This is a genomic window from Candidatus Hikarchaeum yamanae (genome assembly GCF_009889665.1).
GTDB classification, from domain to species: domain Archaea; phylum Halobacteriota; class Halobacteria; order Halobacteriales; family Hikarchaeaceae; genus Hikarchaeum; species Hikarchaeum yamanae.
The window spans coordinates 40,564-60,420 of record NZ_WTZR01000004.1 but is presented as its reverse complement, the minus strand read 5'-3'; the positions used below and the strand labels follow the sequence as shown (position 1 = coordinate 60,420).

The window sequence follows — 19,857 nt, the reverse complement described above, 5'->3', positions numbered from 1 at the left end:
AGTTAGATATGATTGATTTTCCAGAACTTTATAATCCAAAAGAAATCGAACCCAAATGGAGGGACTATTGGTTTGAATCTCAACTATATAGCTACGAAGACACTGGGGCAGAAGACTACGTAATTGATACTCCTCCTCCTTATCCTACCGGAAATTTCCATATTGGAAACTCACTTGGTTGGTGTTATATGGATTTCGCAGCTCGCTACCGTCGGCTTCAGGGCTACGATGTTTTATTTCCTCAAGGCTGGGACTGCCACGGATTGCCCACAGAAGTTAAAGTGGAAGAGAAAAATAGTATTCACCGCACTGATATCCCCCGAGATGTCTTCCGAAAAATGTGTTCTGACTACACCGAAAAACAAATACAATCTATGAAACAGGTCATGTTGGATCTAGGATTTTCTCAAGATTGGAACTACGAATTTAGAACCATGGACCCCCACTTCTGGGGAACAACTCAATTATCTTTTCTTAAAATGCATTCCCAAGGGCATATTTATCGAAGTGAACACCCTGTAAATTGGTGTCCTAGATGTGAAACAGCAATCGCGGACGCCGAAGTAGAAACCCTAGATCGAGAAGCGAGCCTTCACTATTTAAAATTCTCCGGAACTGAAGGAAATGATATTCAAATAGCTACCACTCGCCCCGAATTATTAGCAGCATGCGTTGCTATCGCTGTCAACCCCACTGATTCTCGTTATTCCTGGGCACTTGAAAAGTCATTCAAAGTGCCGCTATTTGAACACGAAGTTCATCTATTCGCAGATGACTCAGTCGATCCCGAATTTGGCACCGGCGCTGTTATGATCTGTACTTTTGGAGATAAACAAGATGTCGCCTGGTGGGCTGAGTATAATCTGCCACTCCGAGACGTCTTCACAGAGGATGGCCATCTCGGAGAACTAGCTGGGGATTATGCTGGATTGACAATCGATGAAGCAAAAAGTGCAATTGTAACTTCCTTATCTGAACAAAAATATTTAGCCAAAAGTGAAAACACAGACCAATCCGTTGGTGTCTGTTGGCGTTGTGACACGCCCATTGAAATTTTAAGCCGCGAGCAGTGGTTTGTAAAGGTAGACTCTAAAGATATACTCAAAAAAGCCGAGTCTGTAGATTGGATTCCTGCACACATGTTCCTTCGATTAAAAGAATGGACGGAAAGTATGGATTGGGATTGGGTTATTAGCCGTCAGCGTGTATTTGCCACACCCATTCCTGCCTGGTTTTGTTCTTCCTGTGAGTACATAGCAATTGCACAAGAAGATGAATTGCCAATAGATCCCACTGAAACCAATCCTTCTATTGGAACTTGTCCCAATTGTGGTTCTTCCACTTGGTCACCCGAAACAGACGTGATGGATACATGGATGGATTCTTCAATAACTCCCTTATATGTTCGTGGATGGCCCGAAAATACCTTTACTCCCACGTCTCTTCGAGAACAGGGACATGACATCATCCGAACCTGGGCATTTTATACTATATTGAGAACCGCAGCAATAGTGCAAAAAGAACCCTGGAAAGAAGCCCTAATCAATGGAATGGTTTTTGGAGATGATGGCTATAAAATGTCGAAATCGAGAAATAATTTTGTCCAACCAAGCGAGGTCATTGAAGAGTATTCCGCAGATGCATTTAGACAGGCAATAGCATTGGGTGGTCATCCTGGAAGTGATATCCAATTCCAATGGAAAGAGGTCATTAGCGCATCCCGCTTCTTAACAAAACTATGGAACATCGTCCGTTTTTCATCAACTCACTTTTCCAATGATTTACCCTCTTTGGAAAATCCATCATATCGAACTGCTGACTTGTGGTTATTCTCTAAACTAAATTCGTTAGTACTGGAAGTATCGCAAGACATGGATAAATATCGATTCGATTCCGCATTAAGAAAACTACGAGATTTCATTTGGCACGACCTCGCCGATAATTATATTGAATTAGTTAAAGGCCGTATATACGGCGATCAGACTCCCGAAAAATCTGCAGCACTTCATACTCTATATCTCACATTACACGCACTTATTGTAATGCTATCCCCTTTCACCCCTTTCATTTGCGAAGAACTATATTCTCGACTTCCTCAGACAACCGACAGTGTCCACACATCACCTTGGCCCACGAACCTCCCTGAATTATCCGATACTACTGATATCAGTTTTTCCGGAGGACTCATAATCGACATAGCCCAAAGTATCCGCTCTTGGAAAGCGAATTCTGGAATGGCACTCAACGAAAAAATAAGCACTGTAGAGCTTTACATCCCCGGAATAAACCAAATCGATACATTGGATCTGTCTGCTGCCATTAATGCCCCAATCTCTTTAAAATCTGGAAAGCCTGATCTTAATCTTGCACCCTCCGATATCCAAATAGACTACAGTTTAATCGGCCCAATTTTCCGTGAAAAATCAGACACCATTGTCTCTGCAATAAAGGAAATGCCCATATCCGATGTAAAACTCCAACTTGAAACAAATGGAATTCTTAAACTCGAAATAGATGGATCTGAGGTCTCAATAAATCCAGACGCGATCAAAATTATGGAAGAATATCAAACAGACGAAGGAAAAGAAGTCAATGTACTCACGCTTCCCAATGCCACAATTTTACTTCATCTTTGATTTAAATCAACACATTGGGTGACTTTTTTTCAAACTCCCATAGGATCCTGTATCTCTCATTTAAGCCAAAACAAGTATATATCTGAAAATCAATAGTCCTTTTACGAAAAATGGATTCTATTTTCAATCGCGATTTGGACTCCACGTTACAAACACTTTTTTCTGAAAATATCGGACAAATTTTTTTAATCGGTCCCTCTAAGCGACTAATTACTTCTATAACTAATCTACTATTCACTTCAATTGACCCTCCCTCCATTAGAATACTGTCCGATGGGGCCATCATTAAAGAAACGACAAATGATTTTATTACAGCTAGCTATCTATCTGAACTGTCTAGTACTGGACTCTTGGAACTCCGAACTGCAGAAACTTTGCCCACGAACGAGCTATTGCTAACTAGCAATTCCCTCATCACTATAATAAACGCCGGAAATTCAACCTTGACACTCACTACCCCTGCCCAACCCATAACCGAAGATGTTTACACCTTCTACAATAATCTGTGGTCTCAATCTATACCTTTCCATATAGCAACTCCTCCCTTCTCTCTAGTCTTGGATTCGCTTCAGTCCCAATTTGGAACTACTCTCCAATCCGATTTTTCCACCGCTCTTTTCTCTCTCCAAAAACTTCCATCAACCTATGACTTTATGGATGAAGTTGCATTGAGTTTACTAATCGCAGCACGCAACCAACTCCTTCTATATGATCTTTCACGCTGGGGCGAAGATATAGGCATTGCAAGCAGGGCAACTTTTTCACGAACTAAACAACTATTGGAACAACTAAATCTGATTACAACTGAAACGGTTCCGGTTAATGTAGGAAGACCTCGCCTCCGCCTCCGGCTAACCCACCCCCTGCTCGAGACCTGCCCTCCTGAGAACTTATTAACCACTGCAACCGAATTACTCCCCCGTAATGGATAAACATCTGTGATGCACAAGTTATACCGTGAAAATAGGTCTTATCGGAGATGGAGCCACTTCAATTTCCATCGAATTTGCACTCCAACAATCTGAAATCTCCGTCACCCCCATTTCTATAGAATCTGTTTCTAAATCTAAATTAAAAGCATTTTCTATGGTTCTGGTAGTTGACAACGTTGGATCTCCACTTTTCGAAAAAGTGAATGATGATATAACTACAAGTTGGATCGCAATAGAACTTGGAGGCCTTGGTGGTTACTCCATACCACCTGTCCTCGGTTCAATTTCTCTATTTAACCCTGCCACTGCCTGCTATTTATGCCTTCGAGATAGAGTAAAATCAAATTTATCTACTTCGGAAGAATTGAATCCCAAATCTATTATTCCCATTTCCCCATCCTTTGAATCTTTACTTGGATCCCTTTCCGCATACCTAGTGAACTCCATGCTGAATTTCGATATGACCCATAGCCATGTGTTCGAGATTTCAGATTTATCTATAGAACACATAAGCGGAGGGAATAGTGCCATCACACATAGACTTTTACTCCCCGTACCTACTTGTTCTTCAAATGACCATTCCTCCACGACCCATATCCCCGGAACCACCATGGAACGTGCAGAATATGCAATCGATGAGCGTATCGGAATTATCAATACAATTTCTGAAGCAGAGTCTTTCCCTGCTCCTTATTATCTAGCAAATTTATGCGATACAACTTCCTTCACCGCCCAATCAGTCCGAAAACAATCTGCTGGAGTTGCCATCGATTGGGACCAAGCTTTCATTAAGACAATCGGAGAAGCTCTAGAGCGATATAGTTCCGGAGTTTACGATCCCGATTCATTCACATCTGGACCCGCTTCTAGTTTCAAAAATTCAATTTCTCCTTCTTCTTTCGTCCAACCCTCTCCTGATCTTTATAAAGATGAATCAATAGATTGGATTGGTGGAATCGATCTTCATTCCAATGAAACTGTTTTGCTACCTGCAGAATTCGCTGTCTTCCCGTACCCTTCCGAACAGTATAAACCCGCAATAACCACTGGACTCGCAATAGGGAACTCACTCATAGAAGCCCAACTCTCCGGCCTATACGAAGTTATAGAACGAGACGCAACCATGTTGTCCTGGTATTCCAACCGTCCCCCTTCTGCATTTTCACCAGACGATCCTGAGTTCGATCTTTTATCTCAGATGGCCAATTCCAAAGGACTCGATTCCACCGTTCTCTTAGTAACTCAAGATATAGATATTCCCGTAGTTACCGTAGCTGTTCATAGATCTTCAAAATGGCCGAAATTCGCTGTAGGTTCTTGTGCAAATATCAACCCAAATCGTGCAGCAATTGGTGCTCTCTCCGAAGCATTACAGAATTGGATGGAATTACGATCTATGGGTCCTGATACCGCAAACAATCAATCATCCGCAATAGGAACTTATTCTAATTTTCCAAAAGAAGCACAATCTTTCATAGGACATAGTGACGCTATCCCCTCAAACGATCTTTCTATTCCTACTTTCTCCACACGAACTGAAGAGCTATCCTTCCTCCTAACTCACTTACATTCCTTAGATTTGTCTTCTTATTCTGTCCAACTCACTCCTCCTGATATCGCCACCATAGGATTCGAAGCCGTTCGTATACTTATCCCCGAGGCACAGCCCCTCTTTTTCGAGAAGCCCTTTTTCGGATCTCGGGCACGCACTGTATCCGCTTCACTTGGCAACTTTAGATCTAGATTAGATCGACCCCATCATCCCTATCCTTAGATTCCCAAAACCGCTCTTAGTAAATCCCGCATTCCTGGACCTAAACCCACTGCTATTATTACAATTAAAAGCAAAATAGTCCAGCTCGGGTTTTCTTCCATCGCCTCCTTATCAAAAATATAAATTACTAAAAGTGCAGCACCTATCTTGATCACCAAGAACGGCCAAGCCGTTCCTATTATATTTGTTATCCAATCTGGAAACTGGGACCCTATTTCCACCAACCCTCTGTTTATGGGATGTTTTGGCACTAGATTTTGCTGCATTCCACTTGTTAATCTATACACCCAATCTATGCCCACTACATTTGCAACACCATCTAAAATTTGAGACCATAAAACAACCAATCCAATCTCACCTACTCCCTCTGCCATCGTACTACCCCCCCGATTTATCACTCGCCATAAAAACATTGTAATAATGGTTGTCATCACTAATACAACCAATGCTATTTCTAAATACAGGTAAACATGAGGCCATGAGAGAACAAGCCAGCCCAGATAACATAATATTGCCCCTGTGAGTCCTGAACCTATTGCAAATAGGCTTCGGTTATATTTATCCACAAGTCCCATTCTCTCTAGTTTTACGGAAACTAGTATTGCTACCATTGTGACTAAAAACATAGTCCCATACACCACCGGGCTTATTAGAAGTATATTAAGTGGATACCCAATCGTAGCTTCTACACCTGCCGGGACGATGTCATTTGCGTCTTCTACAACCCTAAGAGCCCCTCCAAATAGCATATATGGGATCAATGAAAAGACTAGTTGCGTATCCAGTTCGATTCCCATCTGTGAGAACATCCTGGCCACTGCAAAAAGCAACAAAACTAGTATGAGTGCATATCCAACTTCAGACACGTAGGTATATCCTGGATATGCCACTATTCCTTCTAACTCTGAACACACATTTGCATACTGAACTACTTCAAAACCACGGACTAGCTGTCCTCCATACCCTGAAGCAGTAGAAGTCCCCTTCACAGCACAAGCAGATCCGGTTGCATCCGCAAGTATTGGGCCCCAAAAGTAACGCCAAAAGACGTCATATATTGTTCCTCTAAATATTATACATGGTATTAATACAATGGAAATCAAAGCAATTTTGAACCTAATTGACCACGATCCTAGATTCCCCCATCTGTCCACAAGCAATTTTAATTTCCCATCTTCTGTAGGTTTCATAATAGTTCTACTTAGATACTTTTTATTTGATTTCAGCAAATATAAACCCGAAGTAACCCGAGATCGGAAGGGCGGAAACGAATCTCATTGTATGAACTGTATAAACTATCGTATTTCTATTAATTAAACCAATGACGACGATTGGATGAATTTTGCACCCGAGCCTTTCATTTCTTTAATCGCGTTGGCACAATCCCCCTGATTTACTTCTACACCTCTAATCAAATCTTCAATCACTGAAGTAGAAAACCCATTTTCTACAGCCCCGATCGTGGTCCCGTGAACACAATAATCCGTAGCCAGTCCGCCTATAATCACATTTGATATATTATTTTCTCTTAACTGCTCAGCAAAATCTGTCCCATCAAAACCAGAATATGCTTCTTCACCAGTTTCAGTACCTTTGTTGATTATACCTACTCTGTCATCAATCAATAATTCTGGATGAAGTCTAGCCCCCGGGGTCCCCTGAACACAATGAACAGGCCACAATCCCCCATTTGTCTGAAAACTACAGTGATCTAAAGGATGCCAATCCTTTGTAGCATAAACGGGTTTTCCCTCTGTATGAAATTTATCTATCATTTCATTAAGTCCCCTGATCACTTCTTCTCCATTCTTAACCTCTAATGGACCACCTTTGCAAAAGTCATTCTGTATGTCTACTATTATTAATGCTGTGTCATTCATAATTAACAAGACTTTCTTATAGTAGACACCACTCAAAATACCCTCCTATTTAACTCTGGAAAAATGCATCCAACTTATAGTAAAAATATGGGTGATTTCTACCCTTAACTCTCAGTGGGGGGGACAGGATTCGAACCCGTGAACACCTACGTGAGCAGATCTTGAGTCTGCCGCCTTTGGCCTGGCTTGGCTACCCCCCCGAACTTTCGGACCAGAATACGACTTTCTGTCTATTCATCTAGTTCGCCTTATGATCTTATGACCTCATTTATCTAACCTTTCCGAAAATATATCCAATTTTTACCGATAGAAGTACGTATCAGCACCGCCCTGTATTCAATATATTCCCCATTCTATATATCATGGAAACAAAACACAAAATAATTTTTAATGATAGTCGTGATATGCGCTACATATCCAACGACAGCATTGATCTGATTGTAACTTCTCCCCCCTATCCAATGATCGAAATGTGGGATGATCTATTTATCACCCAAAATCCAAAAATCAAAGAAGTATTATCTTCCCAAAACGGGATTTTGGCTTTCAATCTCATGCACGAAGAACTCAATAAAGTCTGGTCGGAATGTTATCGGGTATTGAAAAAAGGTGGATATGCATGCATAAATATCGGAGACGCCACCCGAACATTAGGCGGTGAATTTCAACTATATCCCTCCCATGCCAAGATACTATCCTTTTGTTCTGACATAGGATTCCATTCTTTACCTGGAATCATTTGGAAAAAACAAACTAATTCTCCAGCTAAGTTTATGGGCTCTGGAATGTTGCCAACCGGGGCATATGTCACCCTCGAATATGAACACATTCTAGTGCTCAGGAAATCTGGAAAAAGGAAATTTAAAACAGAAGAAGAAAAGAAAAATAGACAAAAAAGTGCAATTTTTTGGGAGGAACGCAACCAGTGGTTCTCCGATTTATGGCAAGATTTAAAAGGAAATCGCCAAAGTCTACATTCGGAAGATCTACGAGCCCGAAGTGCAGCATATCCCTTGGAGCTATCTACTCGACTGATTAATATGTTTTCAGTCCAAGGGGATCTAGTTCTAGATCCTTACCTTGGCACTGGAACTACTCTTTTAAGCGCAATAGCTTCTGGAAGAAATAGTGTTGGAATTGAGTTAAATGAATCCTTCGGCGGTCATATAACTCAACGTATAACTGACAATTCTGATGTTCTAAAAAATTATTCCCCTCTCCGATTACAAAGCCACTTCGACTTCGTCCAACAAAGAGAAAATGATGGAAAAACACTCAAATATATCAACACAAATTATTCAACTCCTGTAGTAACTAAACAAGAAATAAATCTAACCTTGCCCACTGTTTTAAATATCCACACCGAAAATGATTGTCTTCACACGGCAACGTATCTCGATTGAAAAAGATTTTTATCACTGGACTCACCACGATCAAGTGAGCTATGGTTTCACACGGATATGTCCTTCCCACCCGTGGTATCACCATGCAGAGTGATTCTTCGATGTCTCTTTCTTCCAATACTGCCGCTTTACTAACTTTAGCTTCCCATGCAGAATCTTTAGATTTTTCCTCATTGTGGGTTGGAGATAGCATCTTGACAAGATACCGACTGGAACCACTCACCACACTTGCTTCAATAGCAATTTTGACAAAAAAAGTCCAAATTGGAACTGCAATTTATTTATTACATTTGCGCCATCCCATTCATGTTGCCCATGCAACTGCAACACTTGATCAACTATCTGGTGGAAGATTTATTTTTGGCGTCGGTGTCGGAACTTCTCATGAATCTACTCTAAACGAAAGCATGAATTTAGGTGTCCCCTTCTCCGAACGTGGAAACATTCTCAATGATTCCCTCGATCTAATTAGAAATTTGTGGCGTGGGGAAACTGTTAGTTCCCCTGGGATTTACTCCTTTAACGATGCTTGTCTCAACGTTCCTCCCACCCGGGAACCACCCATCTATGTGGCAGCCACTAAGTTCGATTCAAAATCTGGTTTTCCAAATTCAATCCAAAAAAGAATAGAACAACACGCAGACGGTTTGATGCCCCAAACAGATCCTTCGAACTATTCTAGTATGATCTCTCATGCTCGGGATATCGTGGAAAAATCAGGGAGGGAATCTTCGATTGTTGCAACCAATTATACCGATGTAGTAATCGCCCCCAGTGAAAAAGAAGCATTTGCCCAAGCTAGGGACTATATAGGCGCTTACTATCCCTGGAATATCCCCGATGCCAATCTGAAAAAAGCGGGAGTATTTGGACCTCCTGAGATAGTCGCAGAAAAAATACATTCATTCATTGATGCTGGTGTTGAACATTTCATAGTCCGCTTCCCCACACTTGATCAAAAAAATCAACTAGATTTGTATTCTGACCTATTCAATCTATAGGGCCCTTGCAACTACGCGAGTAGGCGTACCTTCAAATCCTTTTATCAACATGGGGAAACACCCAATCCAAATACTCTCATATCCTACTATTTGTTCTATATTGCAAATATATTCGACCACCGGGATATCTGCTCCTAAAAGGGCTTTATGAACTGGTCGGTCTGGTTCCCCTGGGACCGCCTCAGTGAGAAAATCGTTCACTATCAGTTCTACCTCCCGTTCAATAAGCCACTCTGCCGCATCAAGAGTAATATCTGAAGCCTCTTTGAAAAAATCACCTGTAAAAAAATTAGCATCAACGTCTCCTGTAACCATTATGACTTTATCTTTTTTCTCAATCACACTCTCATGATCATCTAATATTTCTGCTGTAATCGACTTCCCCTTGAATTCCCTCAAATCTACTACTTTTGTAGGGCCCACTAACTCCTCAAATGTCAATTCATCTACAGTTCTTCCACCTGGGATAAAGTGATAAGGTGCATCTATATGTGTACCCTGGTGAGTATTTGCCGAGTAATAGTGCATCAACGCACCACCTCCTTCATTATGCCCCCCCCACTGTTCATATTCAAAACCTGGATACCCTGGAAAGGATGGGAGCTCCTTTCCCATAGGAACTGTAAGATCTATCATATTGATTTAAAGACAATCTATCTGCAAAACATTTCTGTTTTTCTACGCTATGGTGGTTATAATTATTGCTGCACAAATCATTACTATAACCCCTAGCACCAATCTCCATGAAATACGCTCTATATCTTGTATCCAAATATATGAAAAAATAACCACGAATAGTGGACTAGTTTGGAGGAACGGGACTACAAACACCACTGGGGCATTCTCTATTGCAGCATAGTAGAATACCATCATTGAGGTATTCGCCAATCCTGCCAAGATATGCCATTTGGCAATTTCTCTATCTGCTAAGAACTCTTTTACATCTGGTAATTCTTCCTTCCAAACGAAGTAGAGCAAAAATCCAGTTGCGGCAATTAATATCTTTATACTCACTCCAACTTGAGCCGGTGTCCCTTCTAATACTCCAATTCTAGCAAATATGGGCTCAAAACCAAAACACACTGCAGCCAACACCGGATATATAATGTCCCTTCTCTTTCCTACCACACTTTCCCCACCTTTATTCAGCATAATCTCCGACGAAATGATCCACACTCCCATCACGACGGCCAATATTGCAAGTATATGGGTTGTAGTAGGATCTTCTCCTAATACCAATATGGCCGTAATCGTAGCAAATATCGGCATAGTCGCCTTGATGGCATCTGCCCGACTAGCCCCCACTCGGCTAATTCCTTCAAAATAAAATACTCTCCCAGTCAAAGTCCCCGTCAATCCTGCCCCCACGAATGCCAAAAACGATCTCAATGTTATGCCATATTCTGGATAGTATATCATTGCTACTGCTGGGATTATGATAATCAAATTCAAAACGAGACTAACAATAACTGCTGTAAATGCATCCCCTCCCTTTTTTGTAGCCATTCTCACAAAAATAGCCATGGCAGCGATTGATATACCTGCCAACAAAGCAAACAATATCCCTACGGTATTACTCATCAACCTAGTAGTCCTTTGGATAGGATGTCACTGTTCCGAAACAATTTCCGCCTCATTTCACCCTCGTTAGCTATTTTTTAGCCCCACTTGTAAAACTTCAACCTCGACGTGTATGCCTTTTGGAAACTCTATATCTGTAACTCTTCGAACAGAAGCGTCGTGTCCTGATATTTCTATCCACCTCTCATACACATTATATTCCCACGGGGGGAATTTTCTTTCTATATCGTCCAATCTTTTATATTGTGGCGCCCGATAAGTTTGAGGTGGTGGAGTATGTGGACCTCGCACTCTCACTCCTTTCTTCTCCGCAGAATGCTTGATATCTCCTACTATTTTATCTAGAGAGTTTCTATCCCCACTCCTCAGCGTAAGTCTAGTTACAAACGTCATACTCTTGCCATATAGAGAATCTCCTAGGCACTAAATTTATCCCATTCATCCCGATATTCTGAAATAACCTCGAATTCTAGTATATGCTATGATAGAAGCGGTTAGCGCTGGCGCTATAATCTACCGAGACAAACCAACCAAACGAGAATATCTTTTATTAAAAAGCAGAGCTGGCGACTGGGAATTCCCAAAAGGTGGTGTAGAAGGAACAGAAGAACTCCAACAAACTGCAATTAGAGAAGTCCGCGAAGAGTCTGGACTCTCTAATTTTAAACTTTTAGATGGATTTCGAGAAGAGTATGACTATTTCTTTCAAGCAAGCGGCTCTACTATTCATAAAACCGTCCATTTATTCGTTGCAAAATCATTCGATTCCAAGGCGGATATTTCTGATGAACATTCCGATCTCCAATGGCGCGATTATACTCAGGCAATCAATACAATTAATCATGATGGCCCCCGTGAAATTCTTGAACACGCGAATCAATTTTTAATAGATTCTGGATACTGATTTTATTCCCTCTCCGCTCGATTTTTTTAAGTACTTTGGTGAACTTATATCACCTCTAGTATAATTCTTTCACCATGTCAGAACAAGATAAATATGCCGCAATGTTCCAGAAACTCACCGGTCAAACTGGGACGACAGAAACACAAGAAGAAACTGACATAATTGATACCAGCAATGTCACCGAACGAGGTTTGCCTACTACCAACTCTAAATGTTCTAAGTGTGACAATGACACTGCATATTGGTATCTGCAACAAATACGTGGTGCAGACGAATCCGAAACACGATTTTTTGTTTGCACAAAATGTGAGTATCGCTGGCGCGAGAATGACAATTAGCTATGCATACTTCCTAGCAAAAGTCAAATATCCCGAATGCCCCACACCTATAGTTTGGGGCCTCGTACCGCGTGCACCAAACTCTACTTCACGCTGAACTGTATCTATCGTTTTTATATCTAACAAACCCACCTCTTTAGCACATTCCACTACCTTTTTAGCACTTTCCATAAATGGAGAATATGCTACTAAGATTCCACCTGCTCTGAGAATTTTTCTAGCATGCTTTACCACTAACTCTGCGTCCTTCATGTCCAGCGTTATTACACTAAAATCATTCAATACATCTAATTCCTCAATCACATCTCCCTCTCGTACTTCTACCATATCTTCAACTCCTGCTTTTTTTATATTGGATTGGGCAACCTCGAAAAATTTAGTATTCTTTTCATATGTTATTACACTTGCCCCCACCTTTCCCAGACAGATTGATAAAATTCCAGTCCCCGTCCCCACGTCCAATATTCGATCATCTGACCCAATCCCTGCCATCCCTATAATCAACCCCACGTCGCGAGGAAGTATCGGGGCCCCTGTCCTTTCTAAATGATGGAACAGATCTGTAACTCTCGGCTCTATAACTGTAAATTTTTTACCAAGATGCGTCTCTATTGTGTCCCCTATTTTCACATCTTCTGGAACTCTCATTATTCCCAAATCTGTTCCGATCTCATCTCCTGGATGGCAAAGATACTCTCTATTCTCTCCAACTACTAGCACTATCACTTTAATCTGTATATTGCAGCAGCAAGATCTCCTTCAGTAGCCTCAATCGATTCTCGAGCTGTTTCTTCATCCGCGCCCGATTTTTGCATTACCATCTCGATATCCTCTTTAGATATTTTCATTCCACTATCTGCTATCTGATCACTTCCCCCTATTTCTGGGTCTCCAACCACCTGATATGTCTTTTGACCTCTTGCTTCCATTTTCGTCACTTCAGCTTCTTTAAATATTAATTTTTCACCACCCACTAGCGTCATTACAACGTCCTCTACTTCTAACTCTTCTAGTTCAATCCCCATCTGTTCCATCATCTTTTTCATTTTTCGAGGGTTCAAACCCCCACCGCTAAACATACTCGTCTACATGTCCCGTCAAAACAAAAATATGGCGCTCGGAATCTTATTCCAATTGGCCCTCTCTAACCTTTACCGCAACACCTCTGTTAAAATCCAACATGGCATCTGCACTCATTTTTGCCCTCCCCACCGCCAATAAACAATCATTTTCTCCTACTACCATCACCTCATCCTTGGGTCTAATATTTGGATCAACATCTATGACAAATTTTGCAAATGCGTTTTTCCCCTCCCTGACATATATCTCTGATTCTTCTCCTACCCTGACTCTGTATGCTGGAAATTCAAGTGATTTCCTAAGTCTTTTTCCACCTTCTATCCCCAATGAAAGCCTTCCCCCTTTGGTATGTGTCGCTATATACTCATCTTCTGAATGAATTTGACGAGCCCTACCCGTTCTCGATCTCTCTATCCTTATATCCCCTGTAAATAGCCCCTCTCCCGCCCCCTTCCCAAACTGATAATCTGCAATATCTTGAAGATCAAGTATCCATTCTTCATCACTTTTTTCTTCCATGATATTTCTCATATCGTTATCGCATACTCGTATTTCTTTGGAAAAGACTATTTCCTTATACGTCTTACAAGACTCAGCACAAATCTAATCTTTCCAAGCACTTACTATGACTTCTTTAAACCTAACTGGTGTTTTCCCTGCAATGACCACCCCATTTTTCAACGATGGGTCCATCGATTTTAATCAACTCGAACACGATGCAAAACGATTAGAATCTGCTGGAGTTGATGGGTTGGTCCCTACTGGTTCCACTGGCGAAAGCGCGACTCTATCTCACGATGAACACGTCGAAGTAGTAGAATGTGTGGTCAATGCGGTGAAAAATATTCCTATTATTGCTGGAACTGGGAGCAATTCCACTAGTGAAGCGATAACCCTTTCCAAACGCTCTGTAGATGCTGGTGCGGACGGGATACTTTTAATTTCTCCCTACTATAACAAACCAGAACCTGCTGGTATGGAATCTCACTTCTTGGCTATTGCAGATGCAGTCGAAATACCTCAAGTTATTTACAACGTGCCTTCTAGAACTGGAAGAAATATAGAAATACAAACAACAATATCACTCGCTTCCCATGATAATATTGTTGGGTATAAGGCAGCTAGTGGTGATATAGGTTTTATATCTCAAGTAATCGAAAGTACTAGAGCGGAAAATTTTAACATTTTATCTGGGGACGACGAAATGACTGTCCCAATACTATGTCTTGGCGGAACGGGTGTTATCAGTGTTGCAGCAAACATAGCACCTGAATTGACCTGCGATATGGTATGGTCCACTCTACCCGGAGAGCGACATAATTTCTCCCATGCATTGTCCCTAAATCGCAAGTTGTGTCCCATCTTCCGTGGATTATTCGTCGAATCGAATCCAATACCCATCAAAGAAGCAATGCATTTAAAATATGATTCATCACCCCACCTTAGATTACCTTTGTCAAGAATCTCTGATGACAACCGTCAACAACTTCTTGACCTCTTAGGTGATTTAGCAGAATTAGAGCATACAATATGAATATAGCAGTAACTGGAGCAACAGGACGCATGGGCAAATCTGTAATTGAAGAGATACTTCAGAGATCGGATTCAACCACTGTGTCCTTTGCCACTTCCCAAAAAACTCAGAAAGAACTTCCAAACCATTTATCATCCGTAGAATTTCCAATCTGCAATCCTCTTGATTTTTCCTCCCAACTCCAGGAATCCAACCCAGATGTGATTATTGATTTAACAGTCCCAGAAGCAAGTTTATTTTTTGCTGAGAACGCAGCAAAATTCTCAATTCCCCTTGTAACAGGAACAACAGGATTTACAGACGAACAATTAAATGTGCTACACGATCTCAGCAATGAGATTCCTATACTCTTCGAAGCCAATTTCTCTAGAGGAATTGCATCATTACATCTAGCAATAGATGCAATTTCAGATGTTTTATTCAATTACGACGTCGAGCTAACTGAAACTCATCATAACAAAAAAATAGACGCACCGAGTGGAACACTTTTATCCATTCTAGATACTATCAAGAAATTCCGTCCCAACCTGGAAGCTATATATGGCCGATCTGGAATTCACGAGCGCCAACCAAACGAAGTTGGAGTCCATTCTGTACGGGCCGGTAACATTCGTGGTTCACATGAGGTACTTTTTTCTGGAAATGATGAAATGATTACTCTAACCCATCAGGCAGAGAGCCGTGGAGTCTACTCTTCTGGTGCAATAGACTCCGCCATCTGGCTTTCAAACCAACCACCTGGGTGGTATGATTTCAAAGATGTATTAGGTGTTTCAACATGAATCTCAAAAACGACGTTTCTACTTTGTGGGATCTCTATACTTCTGGTGAAATCAATTCAGAAAATCGAACCGAAGAACACCTATCCCTACTCGATGAGTTTCTTGACTCTCTAGAGTCTGGAACAACCAAATCTGCGGAAAAAAAATCTGAAGGGTGGACTGCAAATACTTGGGTCAAACACGGAATTTTATTAAATTTTTCTCTTAGAAAAAAATACCCTATTGTCTACGGGCCACCTGCGCCCTTACCCGAAGACTTTCCTGTAGTTGTATATAATGATATTTTGCCCCTGGCAGATACTTCCGATTTCCTTCAACGCGGAATTCGGAACACTCCATCTGCAACAGTCATCCGACGCGGCGTTCATATTGGTTCTAATGCAATTCTAATGAGCCCCTGTTTTGTCAATATAGGCGCATCAATTGGAGATGGGACTCTTGTTGATTCCAACGATGTGGTTGGTTCCTGTGCTCAAGTAGGCGCTAATGTGAAACTCGGGGCAAACACCGTTATAGGAGGGGTCCTGGAACCTGTAGAAGACACACCCGTTATAATAGAAGATAATGTTTCCTTGGGGGCCGGATGCCGTGTAACCAGCGGATTCGTAGTTGGAGAAGGATCCGTCGTGGCCGAAAACACTCTTCTAACTCCTAGAATCCCTGTATATGATCTAGTTTCAGAAGAAATTATTCATGGCCATATTCCTCCAAATCGCCGTGCATTCACTCGATTTGTACATTCTGATGTTGGAAATCATCCGTTGTTTGAAGGAGGTGGGGCATTGAAACCCGCAGTTGTGGCACTATCCATCGAAGAATCCACACAAATCGCAGCAGAAAAAGAGGACCTTTTGCGGAAGTGATTTCCTGATGTCAGAGCACAGAACAATCTCCGATTGGTCACACGAAACACTACTATCTATTGTGGAAACTCATGGGACTCCAACCTATGTAATTGATCTCGAAAGAATCCGCCAAAATTACCGCAGATTATCCTCTGCTTTTGAGGACGCAGATATATACTATGCAGCAAAAGCCAATACCTCTGGGGCAATACTACAAACACTTGGAAATCTGGGAGCCGGGATTGAATGTGTCTCTGCTGGAGAAATTTACAGGTCTATACGTGCAGAAATACCTCCTTCAAGAATCCTGTATACTGCAGTAAACCCTCCTGATTCTGATCTAGATTTTGCAGTTAATCTTTCTGGATTAACAATAAATATTGGCTCTCACGATACACTCCGTAGATTATCTGAACGGGATTATCGTGGCCGTATATGCCTTCGAATCAATACTGGATCTGGGGCAGGCCACCACAAATATGTATCAACAGGATCCGACGCAAAATTTGGATTTTCCCCCGATCAAGCCCTATATCTACTTTCCTCACATTCTTCTCATGATTTCGATATCGTTGGAATACATGCCCATGCTGGAAGTGGAATCTCCCCTCAAGACATGGACGTCCATCAAAGTCTTTGCAGGACCCTTGGAGATATATCCCGATCTTCGCCAATTGATCTAGAGTTCATCGATGTAGGAGGGGGATTTGGTGTTCCATACCATCCCGAGGATCTGTCTCTGGATCTATCTAAAGTCTCGCTCGAAATACAGAAATCTTTAGGGGATTTTTCTGCAAAACTTGTCCTTGAACCAGGGAGATACATAGTAGCAGATGCTGGAATACTCCTCACGAAAATTAACACAATCAAAAATCTAGATTCTCACACTATAGTGGGGGTGGATGCTGGAATGCACACTTTACTTAGACCTGCTTTGTATGGTTCTTATCATGATATTCAAAATATTTCTTCAACCGAAACTAAACAGTCCTTGCCAAATACCACCGTAACCGGCCCAATCTGTGAAAGTGCCGATATCCTAGGAGTCGATATAGAACTTGAGGCTTCTGCTACTGGTGATATTTTAGCTATTGGAAATGCAGGTGCATACGGCGAAGCAATGGAAAGCCAATACAACTCTTTCCCTCGTTCTGCGACCGTGGCAATTGATGGAAATAATATAGGTCTCATCCGAAAAAGAGAGACGCTCGAGGATCTTTGCTCCCATGAACATGAGGTAGGTTGGTTTTGATACCATTCGATAAATATCATGGTGCTGGAAATGATTTTATACTCATCCACAAACGTCTGGATAAAATCTCTAACCGTTCCGAATTAGCCATAGCTCAGTGCAACAGAGAAGATGGAATCGGCGCAGATGGGGTTCTCTTTTTGACAATTGAGTCTACCTCCTCCCCTCCCCAAATTACCATGGACTTACGCCAACCAGATGGTTCAGTTGGCCCCATGTGTGGAAATGCCGCTAGATGTGCAGTAAAATGGGCTAGCGAACTTTTGAATAAAGAAGAAATTATTCTGCACACTGCTGCAGGAACCTTCCCATCCAAAATAGTCGATGGGGGTGATGTTCAAGTTGAAATGGAACCTTCCACTTTCGAACCCAAAAGCGTACCTATCATCTCAGATATTCCCTTCATAGATCAGGACTTGTTCGGTCTAAACACTACTGCGATCAATTCAGGAGGGGTCACCCAAGCTGTAATATTTGTGGACGATATAACTGATCCAATTTTACTCAACAAAGCATTTGATATCCGCCATTCCAAGATGTTCCCCAAAGGAACCAATGTCACATTTGCCCAAAAGATCCAAAATGGGTTTAAACAAAAAACTTTCGAGCGCGGAGTGGAGGGCATAACTCTCGCTTGTGGAACTGGTGCATGTGCAATAGCTTCGGTGTTGCACCACTCCAAACAAATTAAACCAAATCAATCAATACGCATAACTCAAGAAGGTGGAGAAGATCTCTTTGTGACTATTAACAAAACAGGTTCTATGATTTTAAGAGGTCCTGCAGCAAAACAGTTCTCTGGAGAGCTCCCACTAATATGACGAATTTTGATATAGTATCTTTCCTCGAACAATCCGTACAAATACCCTCTCACGACGATGTCGATGAAATGAGAACTTTCCTTGTAGATACCCTCACATCTCATGGATTTGAACCTTCAGTTGATTCGGCAGGTAATACAATTACAACTAGAGGGACTGGATCCCCCCATATTGTCTTAAATACTCACATAGACACCGTTCCCCCTTATCTCCCCTTCCACAGTGACAGCGACATGGTCTATGGGCGCGGAGCTTGCGATGCAAAAGGACCACTCGCAGCTTTTGTATACGCATTTATTCATAGCAACCCTTCTGGAAAATTAACACTAGCCATAACGCCCGACGAGGAACTCACATCCCGCGGAGCGAACGCATTACACTTCGACGACGTCCCAGACGCGTTCATCGTAGGGGAGCCAACCAATCTTGATATCTGCAATGCTTCCAAAGGTAGATTTGAAGCAAAGATATTGATCATAGGGGAAAATGCACATGCAGCTGAATCTCATCTAACCAACAACGTCATCGATGTTTGCGTTTCTATCCTTGCAGCATTGAAAACATTCGATAAAGAACAACCAGTCAACACTGAAACATCCCTCGGATCTCCTCTTCTCACCCCCACTATAATTAAGAGCGGTGATTTCTCAAACCAAATACCATCTAAATGTGAAATCACCGTCGACCGAAGAAGTGTTCCTCCTGAATCTGCAGATGACTTCAAACTTTCTCTGGAGTCTCATCTTAAAAATCATATACCTAAATGGGCTACCATTTCTATATCCCTATCCGAACGAGAAACTCCATTTCTAGGGCCCTTTTTTACCCCCGAAGATACAAATTTGGTTAAATGCTTTCAACAAATAAGTGGAACAAAAACCCGCCCCTTCACCGCAGCTAGCGAAGCATCTTATTTTTCTTTAATTGCCCCCACCGTCATTTTTGGCCCTGGCGTTCTAACTGACTCCACTGGTGCAGTTGCACATTCCTCCCGTGAATACGTCCCCATTTCTGAAGTCAAAAAAGCCGCCCATATTTTGACAGATGTCATTTCAAAACTGGGATTATGAATCTACCCTTCATTTTGTTCATAA

The 19,857-nt window shown here is 41.7% G+C and carries 21 protein-coding genes and 1 tRNA gene; 13 read left to right on the top strand and 9 right to left on the bottom strand.

Translation table 11 applies throughout. From position 1 onward, the window contains the following. The first annotated feature begins 8 nt into the window (after positions 1 to 8). From ACM9H2_RS02875 to ACM9H2_RS02865, 3 genes are all read left to right on the top strand, one after another. Positions 9 to 2,636, top strand: a complete 2,628-nt coding sequence (locus ACM9H2_RS02875) for a valine--tRNA ligase (RefSeq protein ID WP_415487996.1) — start codon at positions 9 to 11, stop codon at positions 2,634 to 2,636. Between the two features lie 110 nt (positions 2,637 to 2,746). Next, on the top strand, positions 2,747 to 3,568 hold the full coding sequence (locus ACM9H2_RS02870) for a DUF5821 family protein (protein ID WP_415487994.1): 822 nt from the start codon (positions 2,747 to 2,749) through the stop codon (positions 3,566 to 3,568). A 25-nt stretch (positions 3,569 to 3,593) separates the two neighbouring features. Continuing rightward, complete coding sequence (locus ACM9H2_RS02865; protein WP_415487992.1) at positions 3,594 to 5,342, top strand: YcaO-like family protein; 1,749 nt, start codon at positions 3,594 to 3,596, stop codon at positions 5,340 to 5,342. Here the strand turns inward: ACM9H2_RS02865 and ACM9H2_RS02860 are convergent. The 3 genes from ACM9H2_RS02860 to ACM9H2_RS02850 all read right to left on the bottom strand — a co-directional run bounded on the left by ACM9H2_RS02860 (position 5,339) and on the right by ACM9H2_RS02850 (position 7,422). Continuing rightward, the gene (locus ACM9H2_RS02860) at positions 5,339 to 6,532 is read right to left on the bottom strand and encodes a DUF63 family protein (protein ID WP_415487990.1); all 1,194 of its coding nucleotides are present in this window, start codon (positions 6,530 to 6,532) and stop codon (positions 5,339 to 5,341) included. The two genes, ACM9H2_RS02865 and ACM9H2_RS02860, sit on opposite strands and share 4 nt — an antisense overlap. A 123-nt stretch (positions 6,533 to 6,655) precedes the next feature. Next, positions 6,656 to 7,222 carry a nicotinamidase gene (locus ACM9H2_RS02855; protein ID WP_415487988.1) on the bottom strand — a complete coding sequence of 189 codons (567 nt, stop codon included), beginning with the start codon at positions 7,220 to 7,222 and terminating at the stop codon, positions 6,656 to 6,658. Between the two features lie 115 nt (positions 7,223 to 7,337). Beyond that, positions 7,338 to 7,422: transfer RNA gene (locus ACM9H2_RS02850), tRNA-Leu, on the bottom strand. Between the two features lie 162 nt (positions 7,423 to 7,584). On the opposite strand from ACM9H2_RS02850, the gene ACM9H2_RS02845 reads away from it, so the two are divergent. Both ACM9H2_RS02845 and ACM9H2_RS02840 read left to right on the top strand, forming a co-directional pair. Beyond that, the gene (locus ACM9H2_RS02845; protein ID WP_415487986.1) at positions 7,585 to 8,625 is read left to right on the top strand and encodes a DNA-methyltransferase; all 1,041 of its coding nucleotides are present in this window, start codon (positions 7,585 to 7,587) and stop codon (positions 8,623 to 8,625) included. A 41-nt stretch (positions 8,626 to 8,666) separates the two neighbouring features. Further along, positions 8,667 to 9,626 (top strand): LLM class flavin-dependent oxidoreductase, encoded by a 960-nt coding sequence (locus tag ACM9H2_RS02840; RefSeq protein ID WP_415487984.1) that lies wholly within the window; start codon positions 8,667 to 8,669, stop codon positions 9,624 to 9,626. Here ACM9H2_RS02840 and ACM9H2_RS02835 read toward each other — a convergent pair. From ACM9H2_RS02835 to ACM9H2_RS02825, 3 genes are all read right to left on the bottom strand, one after another. Further along, entirely contained in the window at positions 9,621 to 10,262 is a 642-nt protein-coding gene (locus ACM9H2_RS02835; protein ID WP_415487982.1) for a cyclase family protein, read from the bottom strand. The two genes, ACM9H2_RS02840 and ACM9H2_RS02835, sit on opposite strands and share 6 nt — an antisense overlap. Before the next feature lie 42 nt (positions 10,263 to 10,304). Then, positions 10,305 to 11,207, bottom strand: coding sequence for a DMT family transporter (locus ACM9H2_RS02830; protein WP_415487980.1), 903 nt, complete (start codon positions 11,205 to 11,207; stop codon positions 10,305 to 10,307). 66 nt (positions 11,208 to 11,273) lie between these two features. Further along, positions 11,274 to 11,600, bottom strand: coding sequence for a 30S ribosomal protein S10 (locus tag ACM9H2_RS02825; RefSeq protein WP_415487978.1), 327 nt, complete (start codon positions 11,598 to 11,600; stop codon positions 11,274 to 11,276). Between the two features lie 88 nt (positions 11,601 to 11,688). On the opposite strand from ACM9H2_RS02825, the gene ACM9H2_RS02820 reads away from it, so the two are divergent. Continuing rightward, entirely contained in the window at positions 11,689 to 12,111 is a 423-nt protein-coding gene (locus tag ACM9H2_RS02820; protein ID WP_415487976.1) for a bis(5'-nucleosyl)-tetraphosphatase, read from the top strand. 74 nt (positions 12,112 to 12,185) lie between these two features. Beyond that, the gene (locus ACM9H2_RS02815; protein ID WP_415487974.1) at positions 12,186 to 12,449 is read left to right on the top strand and encodes an RPA12/RPB9/RPC11 RNA polymerase family protein; all 264 of its coding nucleotides are present in this window, start codon (positions 12,186 to 12,188) and stop codon (positions 12,447 to 12,449) included. On the opposite strand, the gene ACM9H2_RS02810 is transcribed toward ACM9H2_RS02815, so the two are convergent. From ACM9H2_RS02810 to ACM9H2_RS02800, 3 genes are read right to left on the bottom strand one after another with little or no spacing between them, the layout of a single operon-like run. Further along, complete coding sequence (locus ACM9H2_RS02810) at positions 12,450 to 13,175, bottom strand: methyltransferase domain-containing protein (protein WP_415487972.1); 726 nt, start codon at positions 13,173 to 13,175, stop codon at positions 12,450 to 12,452. It abuts the gene before it with no gap. Further along, complete coding sequence (locus tag ACM9H2_RS02805; RefSeq protein WP_415487970.1) at positions 13,172 to 13,528, bottom strand: nascent polypeptide-associated complex protein; 357 nt, start codon at positions 13,526 to 13,528, stop codon at positions 13,172 to 13,174. The genes ACM9H2_RS02810 and ACM9H2_RS02805 overlap by 4 nt, the downstream gene beginning before the upstream one ends. A gap of 46 nt (positions 13,529 to 13,574) precedes the next feature. Then, positions 13,575 to 14,048: a PUA domain-containing protein gene (locus ACM9H2_RS02800; protein WP_415487968.1), complete on the bottom strand. Its 474-nt coding sequence runs from the start codon at positions 14,046 to 14,048 to the stop codon at positions 13,575 to 13,577. 106 nt (positions 14,049 to 14,154) lie between these two features. Here ACM9H2_RS02800 and dapA point away from each other — a divergent pair, with 106 nt between their 5' ends. From dapA to ACM9H2_RS02770, 6 genes are read left to right on the top strand one after another with little or no spacing between them, the layout of a single operon-like run. Further along, positions 14,155 to 15,063 carry a 4-hydroxy-tetrahydrodipicolinate synthase gene (gene dapA, locus ACM9H2_RS02795; protein WP_415487966.1) on the top strand — a complete coding sequence of 303 codons (909 nt, stop codon included), beginning with the start codon at positions 14,155 to 14,157 and terminating at the stop codon, positions 15,061 to 15,063. Then, complete coding sequence (gene dapB / locus ACM9H2_RS02790; protein ID WP_415487964.1) at positions 15,060 to 15,845, top strand: 4-hydroxy-tetrahydrodipicolinate reductase; 786 nt, start codon at positions 15,060 to 15,062, stop codon at positions 15,843 to 15,845. The genes dapA and dapB overlap by 4 nt, the downstream gene beginning before the upstream one ends. Beyond that, positions 15,842 to 16,708 (top strand): 2,3,4,5-tetrahydropyridine-2,6-dicarboxylate N-succinyltransferase, encoded by an 867-nt coding sequence (locus ACM9H2_RS02785; RefSeq protein ID WP_415487962.1) that lies wholly within the window; start codon positions 15,842 to 15,844, stop codon positions 16,706 to 16,708. The genes dapB and ACM9H2_RS02785 overlap by 4 nt, the downstream gene beginning before the upstream one ends. A gap of 7 nt (positions 16,709 to 16,715) precedes the next feature. Next, positions 16,716 to 17,942 carry a diaminopimelate decarboxylase gene (lysA, locus tag ACM9H2_RS02780; protein ID WP_415487960.1) on the top strand — a complete coding sequence of 409 codons (1,227 nt, stop codon included), beginning with the start codon at positions 16,716 to 16,718 and terminating at the stop codon, positions 17,940 to 17,942. After that, entirely contained in the window at positions 17,939 to 18,763 is an 825-nt protein-coding gene (gene dapF, locus ACM9H2_RS02775; protein ID WP_415487958.1) for a diaminopimelate epimerase, read from the top strand. Before lysA ends, dapF begins: the two co-directional genes overlap by 4 nt. After that, positions 18,760 to 19,833, top strand: a complete 1,074-nt coding sequence (locus ACM9H2_RS02770) for a M20/M25/M40 family metallo-hydrolase (protein ID WP_415487956.1) — start codon at positions 18,760 to 18,762, stop codon at positions 19,831 to 19,833. Before dapF ends, ACM9H2_RS02770 begins: the two co-directional genes overlap by 4 nt. Positions 19,834 to 19,857: the final 24 nt, after the last annotated feature.